The 20,662-nt window shown below is 54.9% G+C and carries 17 protein-coding genes; 1 reads left to right on the forward strand and 16 read right to left on the reverse strand.

What is annotated here, in order from left to right:
* Window positions 1-15: 15 nt before the first annotated feature.
* The 14 genes from ACEWMW_RS04240 to ACEWMW_RS04305 all read right to left on the reverse strand — a co-directional run bounded on the left by ACEWMW_RS04240 (window position 16) and on the right by ACEWMW_RS04305 (window position 17,508).
* Window positions 16-1,206: a glycosyltransferase family protein gene (locus tag ACEWMW_RS04240; RefSeq protein ID WP_409412644.1), complete on the reverse strand. Its 1,191-nt coding sequence runs from the start codon at window positions 1,204-1,206 to the stop codon at window positions 16-18.
* A 68-nt stretch (window positions 1,207-1,274) separates the two neighbouring features.
* Window positions 1,275-1,928 (reverse strand): imidazole glycerol phosphate synthase subunit HisH, encoded by a 654-nt coding sequence (gene hisH, locus ACEWMW_RS04245; RefSeq protein ID WP_409412645.1) that lies wholly within the window; start codon window positions 1,926-1,928, stop codon window positions 1,275-1,277.
* A 14-nt stretch (window positions 1,929-1,942) separates the two neighbouring features.
* Entirely contained in the window at window positions 1,943-2,575 is a 633-nt protein-coding gene (locus ACEWMW_RS04250) for a NeuD/PglB/VioB family sugar acetyltransferase (protein ID WP_409412646.1), read from the reverse strand.
* Window positions 2,565-3,620: an N-acetylneuraminate synthase family protein gene (locus ACEWMW_RS04255; protein ID WP_409412647.1), complete on the reverse strand. Its 1,056-nt coding sequence runs from the start codon at window positions 3,618-3,620 to the stop codon at window positions 2,565-2,567. The genes ACEWMW_RS04250 and ACEWMW_RS04255 overlap by 11 nt, the downstream gene beginning before the upstream one ends.
* Complete coding sequence (locus tag ACEWMW_RS04260; protein ID WP_409412648.1) at window positions 3,617-4,453, reverse strand: aldolase/citrate lyase family protein; 837 nt, start codon at window positions 4,451-4,453, stop codon at window positions 3,617-3,619. Before ACEWMW_RS04260 ends, ACEWMW_RS04255 begins: the two co-directional genes overlap by 4 nt.
* Before the next feature lie 20 nt (window positions 4,454-4,473).
* The gene (hisF, locus tag ACEWMW_RS04265; protein ID WP_409412649.1) at window positions 4,474-5,241 is read right to left on the reverse strand and encodes an imidazole glycerol phosphate synthase subunit HisF; all 768 of its coding nucleotides are present in this window, start codon (window positions 5,239-5,241) and stop codon (window positions 4,474-4,476) included.
* Between the two features lie 2 nt (window positions 5,242-5,243).
* On the reverse strand, window positions 5,244-6,569 hold the full coding sequence (locus ACEWMW_RS04270; RefSeq protein WP_409412650.1) for an N-acetyl sugar amidotransferase: 1,326 nt from the start codon (window positions 6,567-6,569) through the stop codon (window positions 5,244-5,246).
* A gap of 5 nt (window positions 6,570-6,574) precedes the next feature.
* The gene (gene asnB, locus ACEWMW_RS04275; protein WP_409412651.1) at window positions 6,575-8,401 is read right to left on the reverse strand and encodes an asparagine synthase (glutamine-hydrolyzing); all 1,827 of its coding nucleotides are present in this window, start codon (window positions 8,399-8,401) and stop codon (window positions 6,575-6,577) included.
* Window positions 8,402-8,409: 8 nt separating this feature from the next.
* Entirely contained in the window at window positions 8,410-9,915 is a 1,506-nt protein-coding gene (locus ACEWMW_RS04280) for a DegT/DnrJ/EryC1/StrS family aminotransferase (RefSeq protein WP_409412652.1), read from the reverse strand.
* A complete protein-coding gene (locus ACEWMW_RS04285; RefSeq protein WP_409412653.1) occupies window positions 9,912-11,081 on the reverse strand; it encodes a hypothetical protein in 1,170 nt (389 codons plus the stop codon). Before ACEWMW_RS04285 ends, ACEWMW_RS04280 begins: the two co-directional genes overlap by 4 nt.
* 55 nt (window positions 11,082-11,136) lie before the next feature.
* On the reverse strand, window positions 11,137-13,335 hold the full coding sequence (locus tag ACEWMW_RS04290) for a GumC family protein (RefSeq protein WP_409412654.1): 2,199 nt from the start codon (window positions 13,333-13,335) through the stop codon (window positions 11,137-11,139).
* Window positions 13,335-14,051 (reverse strand): polysaccharide biosynthesis/export family protein, encoded by a 717-nt coding sequence (locus tag ACEWMW_RS04295; protein ID WP_409412655.1) that lies wholly within the window; start codon window positions 14,049-14,051, stop codon window positions 13,335-13,337. Before ACEWMW_RS04295 ends, ACEWMW_RS04290 begins: the two co-directional genes overlap by 1 nt.
* A gap of 25 nt (window positions 14,052-14,076) precedes the next feature.
* A complete protein-coding gene (locus ACEWMW_RS04300) occupies window positions 14,077-15,504 on the reverse strand; it encodes an O-antigen ligase family protein (protein WP_409412656.1) in 1,428 nt (475 codons plus the stop codon).
* A 15-nt stretch (window positions 15,505-15,519) separates the two neighbouring features.
* On the reverse strand, window positions 15,520-17,508 hold the full coding sequence (locus ACEWMW_RS04305) for a polysaccharide biosynthesis protein (RefSeq protein WP_409412657.1): 1,989 nt from the start codon (window positions 17,506-17,508) through the stop codon (window positions 15,520-15,522).
* A 170-nt stretch (window positions 17,509-17,678) separates the two neighbouring features.
* Here ACEWMW_RS04305 and ACEWMW_RS04310 point away from each other — a divergent pair, with 170 nt between their 5' ends.
* Window positions 17,679-18,680 carry a GDP-mannose 4,6-dehydratase gene (locus ACEWMW_RS04310; protein WP_409412658.1) on the forward strand — a complete coding sequence of 334 codons (1,002 nt, stop codon included), beginning with the start codon at window positions 17,679-17,681 and terminating at the stop codon, window positions 18,678-18,680.
* On the opposite strand, the gene wecB is transcribed toward ACEWMW_RS04310, so the two are convergent.
* The gene (wecB, locus tag ACEWMW_RS04315) at window positions 18,668-19,822 is read right to left on the reverse strand and encodes a non-hydrolyzing UDP-N-acetylglucosamine 2-epimerase (protein ID WP_409412659.1); all 1,155 of its coding nucleotides are present in this window, start codon (window positions 19,820-19,822) and stop codon (window positions 18,668-18,670) included. The genes ACEWMW_RS04310 and wecB overlap by 13 nt on opposite strands.
* A gap of 94 nt (window positions 19,823-19,916) precedes the next feature.
* Window positions 19,917-20,594 carry a hypothetical protein gene (locus ACEWMW_RS04320; RefSeq protein WP_409412660.1) on the reverse strand — a complete coding sequence of 226 codons (678 nt, stop codon included), beginning with the start codon at window positions 20,592-20,594 and terminating at the stop codon, window positions 19,917-19,919.
* Window positions 20,595-20,662 lie beyond the last annotated feature (68 nt).

Consider the following 20,662-nt stretch of genomic DNA (forward strand, 5'->3'; position numbering starts at 1 on the left):
AGCACCGCTCCAGACCTATGCGACGATGTCCTCTATTAGGTCCACTACGGCGCCGGTTGCTTTACCGATCATACCGCGCGCGCTTTCGGGTGAGGTGGCAATCCCCCCATTGAGCAGCAGTTTCTCTAGTTCTGCGGGATTGTCGGCTGCGCTGGCCCATCCAAACTCGGGATACAGAACGTAGTCAGCATATTTATAGCAAATGGTGGGAATGCCCCGAAGCGATGCCTGGAAACCCACAGTCGAGACTTCGGCACAGACTACATCAACTAGGTTCATCGCGTCCTCCAACTTCATCTCGCCGTCTACAACTCCATGCTCAAAATTCAGATCAGGGATCGGGAAATTCGGATGCGGTCGCAAAATAAAGCGCAAGCGAGGATGGCGTCGGCAGATCGAGTCGAGCATTTCCCCCGCTTCCTGCGCGCCAATCAGTCTACGGCCAATTGTCGAGCCGTCAGATCCGCCGAGCGCCCAAAGAACAACGGTGTTATCTTGCCACCCAAGGTTGGTGCGCAGTTCATTTTCTTTCAGCGTATCCAAGGTTGATTCGGCAAGGCTATCGAAGGCGGGATTGCCAAGCACATGAATCTTCGTAGCTTGGCCAAGTCCGTATTCTCGCAGCATATCACCCACGCCATCGCTGATCACAACGAGGTGATCGGCATAGCCGTTTCCGCAAATCCATTCGCGCTCCTGGATCAGAAACATGTCGCCAATTGCTATGCTTGGAATGCCGAGCGAGCGGGCGGCCTTGATGGCAGCCAGCTCGAAACGCGGACTTGTAGTGGTTACGACAGCAGACGGCTTGGCCTTTTCAAAGTAGCGACGAAAAGTAAGGACAGGTTCGAACGCCAGCCTGCCCTTTGCTTCAACCGCCTGAATTGCGCATTCGATGCCCAGCCGCTCTGCCAAGTCGCGAAACCCAGCCAAGAAATAAGCTTGGGTTTGGGCGTCGGTGATGTCTGGGTGGCCAGAGGCTGGCACAAAGGGCTCAAGTGCCTCTAGGTACTCTTGGTCGGACTGCTCTTCAATCAGGGAGCTGGCATCAAGCGGATCCAGGCCCGCCCGCCGAAACACTTCGACTGCGGTAGTAAAGCCAAGCAGCGAGGGATGCCTACCTCGTCTAGCCAACTCCTTTGCAACTGGCACAATGATATTGGCGTGACCGCCGCCATATGAGCAAAGGAAAGGCTGGCCAGTCATGTCAGAGATACTCGAAGTACAGTTAGCCGCGTGGCCATCGATTGCAATTTAGATGGCATACTTAGACTTCACTGCTCAATGAACCGCTTCAGAAATCTAAGGCCCTGGTTTGAACTCCGCTCTGGATGAAACTGAACTCCCGTGACGTTATCACGACAAACAGCCGCGATGACCTCATTCTCGCCATGCCGCGCAACTGCTAGGGCATCGCTTCCTTCGGTAAGATTGGCGGCAAAGGAGTGGACAAAATAGAAGGCATTCTCAGCCTCGAAGCTTTCAAGCAGCGTACCCTTCCAGCTGGAGCGAGGAGCACCTTCGGGCGGATGTATCGGATGCCAACCAATCAACGGTATTCTCAAACGGCTTCCATCTTCTTCGGCGAGCTCCATGCGATGCACTCCGCCCCCAATCAATCCAAAACCACGATGCTCTCCAAATTCGGTTCCGATCTCCATCAATAGTTGCATCCCTACACAGATGCCTAAGAATGGACGGCCGGTTCTTGTGAATTCTAAAATCGGTTCCTCAAGACCTCGTTCACGAAGCCTGTCGGCAGCCCTCCCGAAGGCCCCCACTCCTGGCAGTATAACGCGATCGGCTTTTGCGATCTTACCGGGATCTGCCGTGAGCGTAGCTTTGGCGCCAATCTTCTCGATGGCTCGCATCACGGAAAAGACATTGCCGAGACCATAGTCAACGACAACGCAGGTGTTCGAATCCACGTTTAGGCTCCTAATTAGGCTTGCAAGCTCGCAAGAGGTCGCGCCGGTGCACCCACATAGGTTCCAGACTCGGGGATGTCTTTGGTGACCACCGCGCCCGCTCCTACGATCGTTCCATCTGCAATTTCAATCCCCGGCAACACCGTGGCGCCTGCACCTATCCAGCATGCAGCGCCGATCCGACAATTCCCCAGTACTGTAGAGTTAGGCGACAAGTGGCTGAAATCCCCAATTGAGCAATCATGCTCGACTATGGCGCCATTGTTCACCACCACTCCTTGACCGATGGCTGTATCGCAACCGATTATTCCTCCAGCAAGAATCATGGTGCCTCCCCCAATCGTCGCAGCATAGCAATTCTCCACATCGGCAATAAATGTGGCATGGGCGACACCCCTTGAACTTGCCTGCCGGTACAGAGTTGCACGCCTCGCGTTGTCGCCGATAGTGATAATCAGTTGGCAGTCGTCCAATGTGTCGATCGATTGATGGGCGACACTGAAGTTGAGCACTTTGGTGCCAAGGGGGATATGCTGATCCGCAAAAAAGACATCCCCTCCCAGCCTTCGATGCCATTGGCTCGCAACAACTTTTCCATGTCCGCCCGCACCAAAGCAACACAGCGGCAATACAGAGCTATTCAACATCACTTCTCGCCAACTGCTGGTCAGGTTCTACGCTGATCACTAACTTCCTGCCAACGAAACTGCTCCAATCAGCGGGACTAATGCCAGTGCCAGGCCGTTTGAACGACAGATCGGCGGGGGCCAGGATATGGCCCTCATCAAGCGCTCGTGAAAAAACAATACTCTTGCGAGCCGCCCTGCGCGTTTCGAGCTCCGAAGCCACTGGCCGTTTGTGCCCATCTCCAAGCCCCACCTCCACCGCGCGCAACGCGGCGACTAACTCACTAAATGCGGCCGGCTCCATCGAGGCTGCGTGGTCCGGTCCAGTTGAGCTGCGATCCAGAGTTATGTGCTTCTCGAGAATCGCCATACCTAGAGCACGCGCGGCAATTGCGGCCCATGGGCCCTCTGTGTGATCAGAGAATCCTGTCACTTTGCCAAACTTTTCCGCCATCTTCGGTATTGTTCGCAGGTTCTGTACCTCCGTCAGGGCGGGATAGTCGCTTACACATTGCAGGATTGCAAGCGGAGGATCGCCTGCCTCAGCAACAGTCAAGATTGCGCTTTCGATCTCATCGAGATCAGCCATCCCGGTCGATAAGATGATTGGAAGACCTGCCTTCGCTGCCGCAGCAAGCAATGGCAGATTGGTGATCTCACCAGACGGCCATTTCAGGCACTTGGGCGCGAGCGAGATTACCTCCTCTAGACTCGCCTCATCGAACGCCGTGGAAATGAAATCGATTCCCTTTTGACCACAATATTCGCGCAGCCGGATGAAGGTGCCATGGTCAAATTCGAGCCTTGCGAGCATCTCGTCTTGTGTACCCTTGCCCGTTTGCTCCAGCTGATAGGCAGCCTTTGGTGCATCACGAGTCACCAGCGAAGATGTGCGGAACGTCTGGAACTTTACTGCATCCGCACCGGCTGACACGGCGACATCGACGAGCGCGCAAGCTTTCGAAAAATCGCCATCATGGTTTACGCCGATCTCAGCGATTACGTAGCAAGGATCGGCGGAAGAGACCCTCCTGTCGCCAAGGCTAAAGTGAGGTGTATCGCTCATCGTCGGCCTTCGGACGCCATCCCTTTCTCTCGCGCTATGAGGTTAGCAACATCTCGAATGCGATCGCAGGTTTGCAATCGATTAGCTTCAAGTGCTGGTCTGTCGGCTTGGGTGAATTGTCTGAATATTTCGCGGAGCCGCTCCACCTCAGCCTCGAAATCTACGGCCCTTTTGAGTTCATCGAGAGTTTGCGCACCCCGATGAAACGTACGAGACAATATGGCGCCATTCGAGCCTAGCCGGACATGCTCGCCCAACAGGTAATCGGGGCTCACAATACCCTCTCGCGCACGGGCCAACCCGCCGATTCCGAAAGATACTCCCTTGCTCCTGAGGGCTGAACATGGCTGCTCAAGTATGCCGTCACAGAGGGGTTCGAACATAAAGGTACTACCCAACTCAAGATGAAGATCATTCATTCCGAAATGCGCCAATCGTACGCTCGTTTCCCTTGCAATCCTGTCAGCCAGAAGCAGCGAGGCCGATGTCTCGAAGAGTGGCACCGCTGTCGCTCGATCGGCGATCAAATCTAGGAATTGGGCTACTTCATCAAACTCCCTGAACATGGGAAGCATGATCTTGTTCGCGCCGCGCGAGATCACTTCGTTGATCTCGAGTTTGCTACTATCGTGGATCGGATTGATCCTGACCAGAAGGTCGCAATCTGGCGCAGCCTCGCGAACGGCCGTGACGTCCTCCATGGTGTGGGAGCTTTTCCAGCTTGCAACATGACCTTGGCGTTCCAACTTGCCGTGCTGTTCGAGGTCCACAAACAGCGTATCAACGCCGCGTACGGAAACGAACCGCGCAATCTGCGGATCGTCTACAATCATCAAAAGCCTAAGATGGCTAGTCATGCGGCGAGGGGCCGGACATAACATCCCGATTCTGCGCTTGCCGCGCGGAGCGCGTCAAATTCAGTCTTCCCCCAGTGGAGTGCTTGTGCGGTTGCTGCCGCAGATGCGTCAGTTTGATCGACCAATTCCAGAATATGTTCAGGTCCCCCCAGCCCGCCTGCAGCAACCACAGGAATCCTCACTGCGTCGACTACTTGTTGAACCAGCTCGATATCGAAACCCTTGCCAAGCCCCTCCACACCAATCGAAGTGAGAATTATCTCACCTGCTCCACGCTCTTCCCCCTCCTTTGCCCACGCCACAACGTCTCGTCCTGTATGATTGCGTCCATTGTCAGTCATAGCGGTCCAGTTTCTGGGCGACTGCTCCATAGCCTCTATTGATAGAACGGTGGCCTGTGCACCGTAGCGGTCTGATATTTCGGTCAATATTGTTGGGTTCTCCGTAGCGGCAGTGTTGATGGCAACCTTGTCCGCACCACGGTCAAGCAATTGCTTGGCGTCGTCTGCGGATTTGATACCTCCCCCTACAGTCATCGGAACGAACACTTGACCGGCCACGCGCTGAACTATGTCGTGCAAACTATTTCGCTGATACAAGCTTGCAACGACGTCCATGAAGAGGAGCTCATCTGCACCCAATTCAGCGTAACGTGCAGCAAACTCAGCAGGATCGCCAACCTTGCGCCAACCCTCCATTTGCACGCCCTTAATCAGCCAATCCATTTTTACATCGAGGCGCGCGATCAGGCGAAGATTTCTCATGGTCAGGCGTCCAGCAGCTCGACCTTGCGGCGAAGCTGCCAACTGCCGTTGTCGCACTCCCACAAATGAGGCGAGCGAAACGTATCGGCCAGCGCTTCGAAGTAATTCCTGTTCATTTCAGGATGCTCAAACATCCTGGATGCCTGCGGAAAGCTTTTCTCGTCTATTGACAGGTACTGGAAGATTTCTTCCGCCCACCTTTCAGGGAATTCGCCATCATACCGATTTATTAGCGCAACGGCCTCCTCACGCTCGATGTCTCCGGATCGAACTTCCTGACTTGCATCGTAAGTCGCGCGGCCAATGCCAAATTTTATGTAGGTTGTGTAATAATGGAAATCATCTATCTTGTCGTCGATTGAGTTATACTTTGAATAGGTCCCAGCAGTCCGCTCTGGCGAAGCTCGAAAGCCGCCATTGTCTACGGCGAAATAGTAGGCGGCTTGCGGATGCCATTTAAGATAGTATCCAAGATAATGAACCTCCGCCCCCATTTCCTTCAGCGGTTCAAGATCGGACGGAAGATAAGGGCTTAGATCGGCCTGCGTCATCCCGAAGTTTTCCTTCAGGCTGGCCACACTCTCACCACCAAGGAACATCTCGTCATCACCATGGCTGGCGAAATAATCATAAGATCGTTGTGCCGAGGCATTATCGTCAATTGGATTGCCGTACTCAGCCTCGTTCTCACCATAAAATATGAGCGGAATATTGAACATCAGGGCCATCTTCGGCGCAAAACATTTCTGCCCGATGATAAATGGCTGAAAGGGATGGAATATGTTCTCCACCGCGAGTCGCGTAAGTAACCTCTTGCTACGTCCCGATGCCGTCATGAGGTAATTGTCCATGCCCGAGTGTATCCAGGCTTGAAAGTTGTGCAGGCCCCACTCGGTGTAAATATTTGGCGCCCAAGTAACGGTCAGCGGATTCATCCCATACTCGTATTTAAGCATCCAAGATTGGTAGAAGCTGTCTTTCCCACCTGAGCCAGGCACCAGACAATCATAGGACCCATTTCGACTGCGAAACTTGTCACAAAGTTCTCGCAATTCGAACTCACGCTTCTCCCAATCTATTTCTCGACTCTTGCGTTCCGCCGTGCGGCAAGCATCGCAAATCCCATCTTGGAACCTTATAGTTTCCTTATTTGAATCTGGAGTGTGCCTGAACTCCACCGTCGAATTCGGTCGCTGGTTGGAGATGCAGCAATTTCGGCAGAATTCGATATTGGAGGGCAGCCCGTACTTGCGTTCTGGATCGTTAAGTCCAGGCAAATATTGGCCAATGTCGAGCTTCTCGCTGAGGGCGTTTGGCTTGGGGACCATCCTGGTCACAGCTCCCTTTGTTTGAGGGCCGTTGCCCTCAGATTTAGATCGTTGTCGATAAATAGGCGGAACCAAAGTTCAACAGAGATGAGGGCTCTGATCTGTCTGGTGTGATTGGCAATTCCGGAGATATGCTCAGCCAGCATCCGCTCGACTAGTTCAATAGAGACGATCCCTCGACTTGCAAGGCGCCCATCAAACAAGATTTCACGGCAATAGCCGGTTAGTGACTGTCGGAACCATTCTCCTACGGGAACGGTGAACATTTGCTTCTTGCGATATGTCAGCTCAGGGCCAAGCAGCGGCTCAACTGCGCGCTTGTAGATCCACTTTGTCTCTCCATTCTTGAGCTTCAAATGTCCTGGAACCTGGAATGCAAATTCGGCCATCCTATAGTCAAGGAAGGGCGATCGAACTTCTAGCGAGTGAGCCATCGCCATTCGATCAGGCTTGACGAGATTATTCCCCGGTAACAGCGTTTCGGTTTCAGCCAGCAGGACGCGGTTGATGGGATCCTGCCCTTCGGCTTCAACAATTCGCGAGCTTAGGGAGCGATACGGATCATCGCCATGAAATGCCTCTGCCAACGGACCGCGAAGCATTTCCGTTGGCTGGTCACCCTGCAGAAGGCCGCTCTGCTTCACATACTGCGAGGGCCAGTCATCAGAGAGGCCCTCGATCGAACCATTGGGGAAAAGATCTAGATACTTTTCATAGCCGGCAAACAATTCATCGCCGCCATCGCCCGTAAGCACCATTTTGACATCTTGCGAAGCAAGTTGTGAGACCTGCAGCATTGGCATGAATGACACATCCCCATGTGGCTGGTCGCAGAACCAAATCATCTTTGGCCACAGTGCAGTCGCCTCCGGCTCCATCATCTTAGATGAATGCATTGTCCCGAATCGTCGCGCCGCCAATGATGCAAAGTGACTTTCGTCGAATCGCGGATCGTCAAAGCCGATGGAAAATGTCCGCACGCTCTGCTTGGCGTAGAGACTCATGAACCCTACGACGGCGCTGGAATCGAGTCCCCCAGACAAAAATGCTCCGTATGCCGCATCCGATCTCATGCGGATCCGGGTCGCATCGTCGAGAAGCATAAGAAGTTGGGACTTGGCCTCCGCTTCCGTCATGTCAGCGACCACCTGCGTCTCACTGAGCCGCCAATAAGGTTCGATAACCATACCCGATTGACCGATGCGCGCCAAGTGACCGGGAGGAAGATGGCTGACGCCTTCGAATGCCGTGTCGGGCTGAGGTATGTAGTTCAGCGCAAAAAATTGAGCCAGAGCATCGTAGTTGGGCCTCGCCTCCAATCCGCCTGCAATTAGCGACTTGATTTCCGAGCCAAAAAGAATCCTGCCTTGGTCACGGCTTCCGGTCCAGTATAGCGGCTTGACCCCCATCCGATCCCGATAAAGTCTGAGTATGCCCTCTCTCTCATCCCATATCGCGATTGCGAACATGCCATTCAGGCGTGTGACAAATGTTTCGCCCCAAGTTTCGTATGCGCGAAGTATGACTTCCGTATCTCCGGAAGTCGCGAAGCGCGCTCCAACCGATTCGAGTTCGGCACGCAACTCGATAAAATTGTAAATCTCGCCGTTCTGCACGACGACGATGCGCTCATCATGCGAGTAGAGAGGTTGGTTGCTCGCGCCCGTGAGATCAAGGATCGCCAGACGTCGATTACCAATTACCACATTCTCCCGCGCCATGTGACCGCGGGCATCCGGTCCGCGATGATCTAGCGACTCGCCCATGGCGGCGGCCAGATCTCCTCCAAGACCGCGGTTGCCGAAAGCAAATCCTCCGAAAATTCCACACATGACCTAGATCAGCCCTCGTCCAGAACTTTTCGAATCTGCGTGATGATCCTATTTTGAGTGGCCTGCGCAAGGGAGCTGCCGGATGGCAGGCATAGTGTTTGCAAGAATAGTGTGCTCGAAATTACCCTTTGCTCATCATGTGGAACGAACTCGAAACCTGCGCACAAGGGCTGCAAATGCATTGGCTTCCAACCTGGCCTCGTTTCGATTCCAGCATCCTTCAATCTCGCCATTAGCTGATAAGGATGCAGGTGGATATGGCGCGGATCGAGCCTGATCACCGTGAGCCAGCGATTACCTGAGGCTCCGGGCAAGTCTGCTTGAAACGATATGCCGCGCTGTGCCTCCAAGCCGGAGCGATAGCGCTCGAAGACTTTGCGCCTTGCCGCCACTCGATCCTGCAAGCTGTCAAGCTGGCCGATTCCGATGCCAGCCAACACGTTCGACATGCGGTAGTTATAGGCAACATCCGAATGCTGGTAGTGAAGTGCATCATCACGACCTTGGGTTGAGAGCTTGCGGGCCCGGTCAATCAGAGCCGGGCTATCGGTTGCTAGCGCGCCACCGCCAGAGGTCGTAATTATCTTGTTGCCATTGAAAGAATATGCCGAAAGTCGACCGTGCGAGCCACTCGCCCTATTGTGATAGCTTGCCCCGAGGCTTTCTGCCGCATCTTCTACCACAGGCACGCCATATTCATCAGCTGCCGCCAAGATGGGCTCGATGTCCGCATTTTGGCCATAGATATGGACAACGATTATCGCCTTCGGCAACTGTCCCGCCTTTGCATCCTCCGTCAGTTTGCGGCGAATCGCAATGGGAGAGATGTTCCACCCGACTGGCTCGCTGTCGATCAAGACGGGTGTGGCTCCCTGGTAAAGTATAGGTTGTACCGAGGCGACAAAGGTTAGATCAGAAACATAAACCCTGTCGCCCGCACTGACTCCTAAGACGCGTAGAGCAAGGTGTAGCGCCGCAGTTCCCGACGAAACCGCCAGGACTTCATCGCAACAGGTAACGGCGCTAAGCTTCTTTTCGAATTCAGCTAGGTTTGGTCCTGCAGGAGCAATCCAGTTTTCATCAAACGCGCGATCGACATATCGGCGTTCGTTCGGCCCCATATGTGGGGGAGAAAGTAGAACGCCCTGCCCGAGATCTGACGCTGTGTGTAACGCGACTGGCTCGCCCGACTCGTTTACGGCCACCAACGTATCGACCTTGGACTCCAGCAGTGTGGTCTGGCTCTCTTCTAACGGGTCGCTTTCCTTGACTGTCACGGGATCACGGCCAGGCAGTTCCGTCACCCCATCCTGAAATTCAATTCCTGCAAGAAGCCCTCTACGAATATCCCCGTCCGTGACAGTTCTGATCAGGCGCCCATCACCGGCGACAATTACGATCAATTTGGGTGATGCTGCCTCCAGCGCGGCCACCGCATCCCTCACTGTCGCGTCAGCAGAGAGAAGGTGCAATGAACGTAACCCAGATGGTCCGGCATCGTTGGTTCTATTCATGCTTTTACAAGTCTGACTTCGTCTATCTGGAAGTTTAAACCGCTAGCCCCTTTGCTGGCGTCAAGTTCTAGTGAAAACCAGAAAAACCGACACGGCCCAGATATCTCGAACTCGCTTGCTCCGTTCGGCAACAAGCCAATCTTGTCATCGAATGTTGCGGCACCGGCGAGTTCGGCGCAAGCTATTCTCACGTCCAATGCACGCTCACCAAGTGCACCGCCGTCCTTCTTAGTCTCGACGGATATCCGATATGCTCCGGCCTCAAGGCGAAGCAACTGCTGAAGGAACACGCCTTCGCCGCCAGGCAATGAGTTAACGTGCAGATGCCCCCTCTCGGTATCCAGTCTCGAACCAAATTCCTCCGCCTGAATGATTTCCCAGTCAAATGGGGCCAGCAGGGGTTCTCGGTCAAACGACGGGTCTGACAAAACACCTGTCCTCACAGACGAGAGCGGTTGGGAAGCGGCTTGGTACAAAGTCCAAGCCTCATCGAGTGCCCCCTGGCGCGTCAACTGCGTCAACAGAAACTCGTCATGGTGTGGCGTCAGTTCGACGCCCTTGGAGTAGAGGGTCTTTCTCAGCGACGCGGCCGGAACCGCAACAGTGCCATTCTCGATCACCGCAGTCCAAAAGTTGGCCGACCACGGCGGCCCGCTCGCCAAGAGTTCAGCAAAAGCCTCGACGGCGCCAGTTGCAGGAAGCGCCTGCGCCATCAAGGGAAGCATCGTCCCTGAAGCCCGGGAGTTCGTGCGCAAAAGGTAATCAAAATGTTTGAACGTCCGGCCCAAATTCCCTTGCTTCTCGTAGTGGTCGATTAGCCAGATATTGATCCCCGCCTCCCTGCGCGAGAGCTTGCTGCCTATCTTCATGATTTGTGCAGCCTGCATCGGATCGCCCGAGGCAGAGGCGCCGTAACCAAGGTTTCGGAGCGCCGAGACAGCCAGAGGCTCCCTCCGCAGCGCTGACTGCGAAATCCTGATTGTTTCCTCGCTGACGTCCGTCGGCAAGCCTTCTGCCTCGACGGACATCCCCGCAGCCAATTGCATGTTGGCGGCTCTTGCAATCGTCAATCCGTTTTCAGGCCAGAGCCCGGCAACGCTTTCCGGAGCGACGCGGCCGACTGCCAACCCCAAGGCCGCCAAGAGAGAAATGAACGCCAATGCCACGCTCAGGCCAAACAACGCCAATCGCGAAATTGTGAATGGGTTCAATGGCTCGGCACTATTGTCCGCCATATTTGTATCCGTAGCCATAGGTATCACCATAGCCATAGGCCGCGTTGTGGCTCGTCAACTTCGTTACGATCGCGCCAAAGATGTTCGCATCCACGAAACGCAGGCGACGCAGACCTGCGCTAATCGCACGAATTCTCAATCCATTCGCCTCAATATTGTAGACCACACCTTCGACCGAGCGAGCGAGCAATGGGCCGTCCGCGAGGCCAAGCAATGGTGGGCCGTCGACGACTACCACATCGTATATTTCGTTAAGTTTCTTGACCAATTCTCCCAAAGCTCCGCTGCTCAGCAGCGTACCTGGATTCGGAGGTAGAGCTCCAGCGGGCATCAGATCAAGATTGGGAAACTCGGTTCGTAAAGCAAAATCTGAGATGCGGCCCTGCTCTTCTCCGACAAGCAAATTCGACAAGCCTTTGATGTTTTCGATACCGAAGAACCTGTGCTGCGAGGCGTTCCTCAGGTCGCTATCGACAAGAATAGTGCGCTTCCCCATCCGGCTGAAGGAAATGGCCAAGGCATAGGCTGAAGTGCTTTTTCCTTCATTGGGGCGAGTACTTGCCAGCGCAAAGGATCGCGGAAGGCCGTGAGGGGTAGCGAAAGCCAGATTATTGGCAGCCGACAGGTAAGCTTCAGAAACCTGGGTCTTCGGATCGGATAGCTGTTCCAGTACGTCCTCATCTTCTTCTTGAGGAATTGCACCAAGAAGAGGCAGGTCGAGAGCCTCAGAAACTTGTGCGGGGTCCTTAAGGCTCTGATCGAGTTCCTCCCGTACGAATACAAATCCTCCGGCCAGTACCAGGCCAGAAAGCAGCCCCAACACGAGGTTCAACGGCAAGGAAGGACTGGATGGATTCTCTGGAACCTTGGCAGGGTCAACTACAATAATGTTGTTGGCCGCAACGCCGGCAACGCCAATTTCCTTGTAACGCTGAAGTAGCGCCTCATAGAGTTCCCTGTTCGTATCGACTTCGCGCTGAAAGATTGCGAACTGTATTGAATCGCGGCGCTCCTTGAGAGTGTCCTCCTTCATCGCGCTCACACGACCTTGCAGTTCTCTTTCGCGACCCAGCGCCGCGGTGAATGAGCCGCGATAGGCATTGCGCAAGCGGGACTCTTCTTCAAGTATGCTCTGATCCAATGCGCGCAATTGCGATTGTAGCGCCTGAACTTGCGGATATTCCGGCTCGAAAATCGCGCGCATCTGCGCAATCTCCGCTGCAACCTCGGCACGACGCTCACGGATCCCGTCGAGAGCTGGGCTGCTTAAAGAGGCATCGTTTCGGCTGGCCGCTTGCTGCATCCGACTTTCAGCAACGATTCTCGCCTGCGTTGCTTCAGAAAGCGCAGTATTGAGCGCCTTCAAGTTACTGAGACGCAAGGTTTCAGCCGTGTTCGTATTACCCTCAACATCCCTGCTGTCCGAAAGAGGAATAATTTCCTTCTGTGCCGCATAGGAGACCAACTGGCGCTGCGAATCTTCGAGGCGCTGCCTTAGCTCGGCCAGCCTGCCTTCGAGAAATTCACGCGCGTCGTCTGTCGATTCGAACCGGCGCTCAACCGTTGCTTCCTGGAACTGCTGAACCCAGAGGTTGGCGACCTCTGCAGAGAGGTCTGCCGATGGGCTCGTGAAATTGACATTTACCAAGCGAGAGCCTCGCACAGGCTCAATCGAGATGTTCTCTTGCAAGATGCCAACCGCCAAGTCCATGCGCGCCACAGCGGGAGGCTTGCCGCCATCAACCGACTGGTTAGTCAGCGCAAGCTCAGGATCAACGTCGAAGGCCGAGAAGAGCCGATCATCCGATACCGCACCAAGCAGCCTTGCAACCCTTTCCGCAATCGACCTTGCTTCTAAAAGGGAGTACTGCGTTTGGTAGAACTCAAGATCCTTGTTGCTATCATCGGACTCTAGGCCTTGGACGTTCGTGACGTTGGCTTCATCACGATTGATCTCGATCAGCGAGCTTGCGGTGTACTGCGGCGTTGCCAGCAATGTCAGGATCAAGGCGCCGACCAAACAAGTCGCGATGATCGCCCCGACGAATATTATATTTTTCCGGAATCCGATCCAATATCGTTCGACCATCGCCGCGAACGGCGAACTCTGCGATCCGTCAGGGTATTGCATACCGCCCGAGCCTCGACGTTCTTCAAGGAAATCGTCGTTCAAACTATTCACCATCAATTCCTTGCCAACACGATGATGGGCGTGGTCAACAAAGGAGCCGCTTGCAAAAGGTCGCGGAAGATTCGCCTCGCCCTAGATTCGCTAACGACAATGACGTCGTTGGCGTAAATCTCGGGATCAGAGTAGTTACCCCTTCTTATTGCCTTCAAATTGAATAACGCAGCATAGTCTTGACCATTGACGGTTCGAAATACGACGACGTTTTCCATTCCCGCAAATTCGGTCAGTCCTCCTGCTGTCGCGACAGCCCTCATGAGTGTCATTTTCCCAACAACGGGATATAATCCCGGTTCGTCAACAGAGCCGTCAACAGTGATGACTTGGCTCACGGTTTCCGTGAGGTTTACCGTCACCTGCGGATCACGAACAAACCGCCCCGACAACCGCTCCTTGATAAGGTTGGCAAGTTCGCTCGGGGTGCTACCTGATGCTTCCACTTCACCAATGAGTGGGAAAGAAAGCCGTCCACTAGCATCGATCTGAACCTCTTTCTGGAGATCCTCAACGCCAAACACATCAATCTTGAGCTTGTCAAAGGGGCCAATTAGGTAGGGCCGGCTGGCGGCGAACAAATCATTCCTGGTCGGAGGCGGAAGAGTCTGACTGTCTATCACCTCAATGGATGGGTCATTGCCGACTGGACCGGTTGCGCAACCAGACAGCGCGATGAACACCGCCAAGATGGTGATCGAGAAAATTTTGATGTTCATGCTTTCAACCCGTCCGAATGGCGCACTAGCCTTCCCCATCACGCACCGCAATGGCATTCGAGCGCGAGTCGAAAGCAAGCTGAACGCAAGCGAAGGCAAACAGCAGTGACAGTGTCGGAACCCTCAAAGGGTAATCGACCGAACTTGCGACCGCGAAGGCTGCCAGTGTCCCAGCCGACGCCAGCCCGTATGGCCGCAACGACTTTCGCGAACTGGAAACTACCTGGAAGGAGGCAGCCATAGCCCAAACAATGAAAAGCGATAGTAGAACGCCGGCGAGCGCGCCGCCCTCCAGAATGAACTGTAGCCAGTCGTTATGCGCTTGATTGAGATAGCTTGGCATCAGCAACTCGAGAGGTTCAACCCGGCGATACGCCAGATCGAAAGCTCCAAATCCGATACCGAATGGCAGACTATCAATCGTCATTTGTGCGACTATTGGAAGTGTTTCGCTGCGAATTGCGTCCCCACCGCCTTTCTCGACCAAGCGATCGAAAGACAGCGAGCGAGAAAATGCAATGGCCGCTACGATAATGGCTACAGCAGTTGATACCAGCAGTCCGAAGCCAATTTTTTGCATCTGAGGAGAGAAACTCTTCCTTCCCGATTTTGAGCGCTGCTGCACTGCAAAATAGACCAAGGCAAATGAAGGCAAAAGGAGTGTGCTGCCTATGATAAGGCCTGCGCGTGAACCAATGGTCAGCAAGAAAGGAACAAAAACCAGAAGTGAGCCCAATGACAGGGTGGCAACAAATGCAAAACTGCGTCGTCCACGACTGTCGGTGGCAAACTTTGCGGCAGCCAAGAGAATCCCGATACAAACGAAAAGCGCTTGGTGATTGCGGTTGGCAAACAGCCCCACCGGCAGGCCTGGGTTTGTAATCCGGTGAAAATATAGTCCGCGTCCGCCCGATCCAGCCAGTTGCGCCATCCCCACTATGACGCTGATCAACACAAGGACCCAGACCAAAGACCAGCCCCGCTTCCGAGATTCATGGTCTTGGACTGCAAAAAGCAGAAGGCCTGCAAGCGGAATACTCATGCTCATCAACGCATTGGTCGCACGTGAGGGCGAGAGCGCCAATGGGAGCCATGGGGGTGTCATTTCGGCGACATGGTACATCTCCAGTATCTCGGCGCGGCCGGGTAGCTCAGACCATATGCTGGGAGGAAGTGGCAACAGCTGCAGCGCAGCTAGGCCGGACAATCCGAAGAGAAGCGCGAGGGGAATTCGAATGCTGGACAGCTGATCACGGCCAATGATCAAGACCGCATACGCTATCACAATAAAGGATAGTGGTCTTATGATAAGGGTCGCTAGGCTGTCGGCCCTCGAGCTGCCGCCCAGTAATGCAACGCCAAAGAGAAATACTGCCAAGATCCAGAAGCGCGCTCGAGGCTCTTGTGCAATCGCCCAGAATCTGCGCTTCGGGTTTTTTAGAGAGAACGACATCAGTGAGTCCGCAAATTAACGGGTGGTCGCGCCTTCTCGTTTCTCCGAAGCCGCCAAGTTCGCCTCAGCGCTATACTCGGGAACAAGTTGGCGCAACACCCCGACTGCATCGTCCCGTGAGCCCGCAGCACAAAATCCCAGCAGTCTATCAAGTTTTTCATCCAGCACATTGCGCGGGTAATAGGTTTCATGAGCCCGCATTATTCGCGGATGCTTTGTCTTTTGTGCGTCGGCATCAATGAGCAGCTCTTCAAAGAGCTTCTCGCCTGAACGCAAGCCAACTTCCCTTATTTCAATGTCACCTTCTGGATTGTTCTCATCTCTAACCTGCAAGCCAGATAGATTGATCATCGTGCGCGCCAAATCGGCGATCAGGACTGGTTCCCCCATATCAAGCAGGTAGACCTCGCCACCCTCGGCCATACCACCCGCCTGAATCACCAATTGGGCAGCCTCAGGAATAGTCATGAAGTAGCGTGTAACGTTCTTATGCGTGACTGTTACGGGTCCTCCGTCACTTATCTGGGCCTGAAAACGCGGTACAACTGAGCCACTAGACCCTAGGACGTTGCCAAAACGGACCATTGCGAAACAAGTCGGCCCTTCCTCGGCTGCCATCGCTTGAAGCACCAATTCACAGACCCTTTTTGACGCACCCATTATATTCGTTGGTCGGACAGCCTTGTCCGTGCTGATCAGTATGAATCTTTCCGTACCAAACTTCCGAGCCGCCGTGACCAAGTGTCTAGTCGACAAGATGTTGTTTTTCATTCCCGAGATTGCATTCGATTCGACCAAGGGAACGTGTTTGTAAGCTGCTGCATGGAAGATAGTGTGAGGTCTATGCAGACCCACCATCCTCTCGACTGCTTTCTCGTCGATTAGCGTTTCAAGCTCCGCTATTACTTCGATTGCTTCGCTGGCATCCGAATTCTCACGCAGCTCGGTTTCGATCTCGTATAAAGCGTGCTCGGTCATCTCGACCAGAATTAGCTGCGTGGGACGCATGGCAATAATTTGCCGGCTGAGCTCACTACCAATCGACCCTCCTGCGCCCGTGACCATAACGGTCTTGCCTACGACAGCCTTTGCCAATAGCAGCTCGTTCGGCTTCACAGGATCCCTGCCCAGCAGATCCTCGACCCTCACTTCGCGCAAATCGCGAAGGCTTACCTGACCATCGACAAGTTCATGAAGCTCGGGAAGCGTTTGGACTTCGACAAGATGATTGCGCAACTCGTTGACGATCTCAGCGCGGCGTGCTCGCGAGGCTTGCGGCATTGCTAAGAGGATGGTGTCGATGACCGTGGTTTCCAATAGTGCTCCTAACCGGGCGCTGTCATAAATTGGCAGGCCATCGAGCTTTTGCCCATCAAGCCGAGGGTCGTCATCAAGGAAGCCAACGATGTTCAACCTTGAGTCGTGACGAGAAGATAAGGCAAGCTGTTGGCCCGCCGCCCCTGCGCCATAAACAAGTACTCTTCGCGTCGTTCCGATTCGCCCCTCGGCTCCCAGAACGTCTATGAACAGGTATCGCACTGCTATGCGCCCGAACGCGACCATGCCAAAAAATATCATTGGTTGAAGAATCGCTATTGTTCGGGGAATGTCCTTCACACCCCAGAGCAAGAATACTGCAATCAATGGGAGGCTATAGACAATGAAGGCCCATCCCAGATGCATGACGGTTCCGCCACCGGAGTAGCGAAATATGTTCTTATAAACACCGAGTATTCCGAAAACCGCTGTGAAACACACGAATGCAGCTGCGAAAAATAGAAGTGGTGGCTCGAGTGGAAAAGCAAGAGCGCCTACGCGGAGGGAAAATGCGAGGATTGTGGCGAGAAAACACATTGCCGTGTCGAGAACGAAAACGATTAAACGCTTACGAGAGCGATCGAGTGCAAGCAAATTGAGTAAGATGGCAGAAAACCTTGGCGCAAGTTTCCTGGACAAATCTGATTCAGTTTTGCCTAGCGGCCCAACCTTGGTGCGATTTTCCAATTTAGAACTTTCGAAACAAGTTTCTTCATTCGCGAACCACCGCACGTCTGACCACATTCCCTATTGCACATGGCCGCATCAATTCAAGTCTACAATTGAGTGAAGTTGACTGGAACGGAGAATGGGGCCTTGCTAGAAATCCCGACTCTCTCACAAATCGGAAGCACGTTTTGACCACACTCATCACCGGCGCGGCAGGCTTCATCGGCTCTGCAGTAGCGCGAGCACTCCTTGCACGCGGGGACGCAGTCGTCGGCATCGATAATTTCGAGCCGTACTATGATGTTGCGCTGAAACACGCGCGCGTGCGTGACATCGAAGTATCGGCCCGGCAGGGCACGTTTCAGCTTGTTCAATGCGATTTTGCCGATCCCGAGGCTCTCGCCCAGACTATTTCCGGTCATAAGATCGCCCGCATCGTCCATCTCGGCGCACAGCCGGGTGTACGCTACAGCATTGAGAACCCCCACGCTTATGCGCGCGCCAATCTGCTGGGTCACCTTAATATCCTAGAGCTCGCGCGCCAGCTTGAAATCGAGCACCTGGTCTACGCCAGCTCCTCCTCCGTCTACGGCGGAAACGAGAAGCTACCCTTCTCGGTCGATGATCGCTCCGACCACCCGGTTTCGCTCTACGCAGCGACCAAGAGAGCCGACGAACTGATGAGCGAATCCTACGCGCACCTCTACCGCATCCCTATGACGGGATTGAGGTTCTTCACCGTGTATGGCCCCTGGGGCAGGCCCGACATGATGCCTTGGATCTTCACGAGCAAGATTCTTGCCGGCGAACCGATCCAGGTGTTTAACCACGGCAAGATGCGCCGCGACTTCACTTTCATCGACGATATTGTCGCTGGAGTGACCGCCTGCCTAGACAGTTCACCGCAGGACAATGGCGAAAAGAAACCGGGCGGCAGCCACGCGCCCCATGCGCTCTACAATATCGGCAACAACCGCGCCGAGGAACTCATGAAAGTCGTCGGCATTATCGAGCAGGCCTGCGGACGAAAGGCCGAGATCGAGCTGCTACCTATGCAGCCCGGGGATGTGACCCAGACTTACGCCGATATTGATGCGATCAGGAACGACCTTGGATACGAGCCCACGACGCCGGTAGAAGTCGGTTTTCCGAATTTCGTCGAATGGTATCGCGCCTATCACGATATCTGACGGATCGAATGGCTGATCCGGTCCCTCGCCAGCACCTGCACAATCCGCTCCGCCGCCCTACCATCACCATACGGGTTATGCGCATTTGCCATGCTGCGATGCGCCCCGGTATCGTCTAGTAGACGCGAAGCTTCGGTGACAATCCGCGCGGGATCGGTCCCGACCAGCCGCGCGGTTCCCGCAGCGATCCCCTCTGGCCTTTCGGTCGCTTTACGCATGACCAGCACCGGTGTACCAAGCGCAGGCGCTTCTTCTTGAACTCCGCCGCTGTCGCTCAGCATGAAGTGGCTTACATCCATCAGGCGAATGAAGTCCGGATAGCCAAGCGGCTCCATGAGATGGATGCGTGCCCTCTCTTCCAGAGCCGCGCGCATGGGGCCGGACACTTGCGGATTGGGGTGGAGCGGAAAGGCAATCAGCACATCCTTGCGTGCAGCGATGGCCTGCAGCGCAGCGGCAATCCGCGCGATCCCGCCCTCCAGATTCTCGCGGCGATGACAAGTGACCCCGATGATCCGCCTGCCTGCGGCCAGCTTTTCCAGCTCCCCGGCTGTACCCGCCAACTGCGGTTCGCACCGCAGACGATCGCGCATCCAGTAGAGGGCATCGATTACCGTATTCCCCGTGACCCGTATCCGCTCGGCAGGGACGTTTTCCGCCAACAGGTCTTCGCGCGCTCTGGCCGTCGGGGCAAAGTGATAATGCGCGAGTGCTGCAATCGCCTTGCGGTTGAATTCCTCCGGCCATGGCTGATCGAGGTTGCCGCTACGCAACCCGGCTTCCACATGCGCGACCGGTATCCTGCGATAATGCGCAGCCATCGCGGCGCCGAATGCCGTGCCCGTATCACCCTGCACCAGAACAAGATCGGGGGACTCCGCCTGCAAAATCGGATCAATCGCAGCAAGAAAGCGAGAGGTGAATATGTTCAGGTACTCGCCCTCGCGCATCAGGCGCAGGTCATGATCGGGAGCAATGTCCATCAGTTCCAACACCTGCTTAAGCATGCCGCGATGCTGTCCGCTTACGCAGACGCGGGAAACGAAGCGCGGATCACGTTCGAGCCTGTGCAGCAGCGGGAAAAGCTTGATGGCTTCAGGCCGTGTGCCGAAAACCGTCAGTACCTTGAGGCGCGCCCGCATGCATCCCGTGTGCCCTGCGCTCGGCTCCCGAGCCAGCGAGAAATGCTGGAATTACAGTCTTGTAATGAAGATTGTGCCAGACGGCACAGGCTGCCTACTCGGTCCCGATACTGGCCGGAGCCTGCGAATCGATGGGCAGCGGCTCCTCGTCGCCATCATCGAAAGCTGTGTCCTTCGACGGCTCTGCCGGCGGCATTCTGGCGGGATCGTCGATACCAGGAGGCGGAGGGCTTGGATCGACTGCCTCACCTGGCACTGGGCCTGCCCGTTCGCGTTCGAGCCTTTCCATGTAGGCCTTCTCGAGTTGTTCGACGCGCGCCTGCTCGTCTGCCGCTTCCTGATCGATCGTCGAGAGGCGTTCCTGCCGCGCCTCTTCGATCAGCTGGCCAAAGCGCACATCGGAACCCTCTTCGCGGGCTCGGTACGCGGCATCGATCATTTTCTGGGTGCAGCCCGCTTCGCCGCCTGCGCCTGTTGGGGAGCACGACATCACTCCAAAATCGCCGGCCGTCTCGTATCGCTCGACCCGCTCGGTCCATGACTGGTTGAGCGGCGACGAGCTCGTACGCAGCCGCTCGGGGATGCGATAGCGTTCGCTTTCGGCCTTGCGCGCACAGACAGTGATCTCGCCTTCGGTCGAGGGCGGGCATTCGTCATCGCCATAGATGATGACCATATTGACCCGGTCACCCGCCTCATCTTGGGCCGCTAAGGGCGCAGCGCCCATGGTAGCCACAGATGCCAAGGCAAGGACGGAGAAATGGCGGATCATGGTTCGAACCTCTTGATGCGATTGTTGCGACCTATCTAGGCACTTTACCGACTGAATACCATGTGAAG

This window comes from Litorerythrobacter xanthomarinus (assembly GCF_046254955.1).
Classification (GTDB): domain Bacteria; phylum Pseudomonadota; class Alphaproteobacteria; order Sphingomonadales; family Sphingomonadaceae; genus Qipengyuania_C.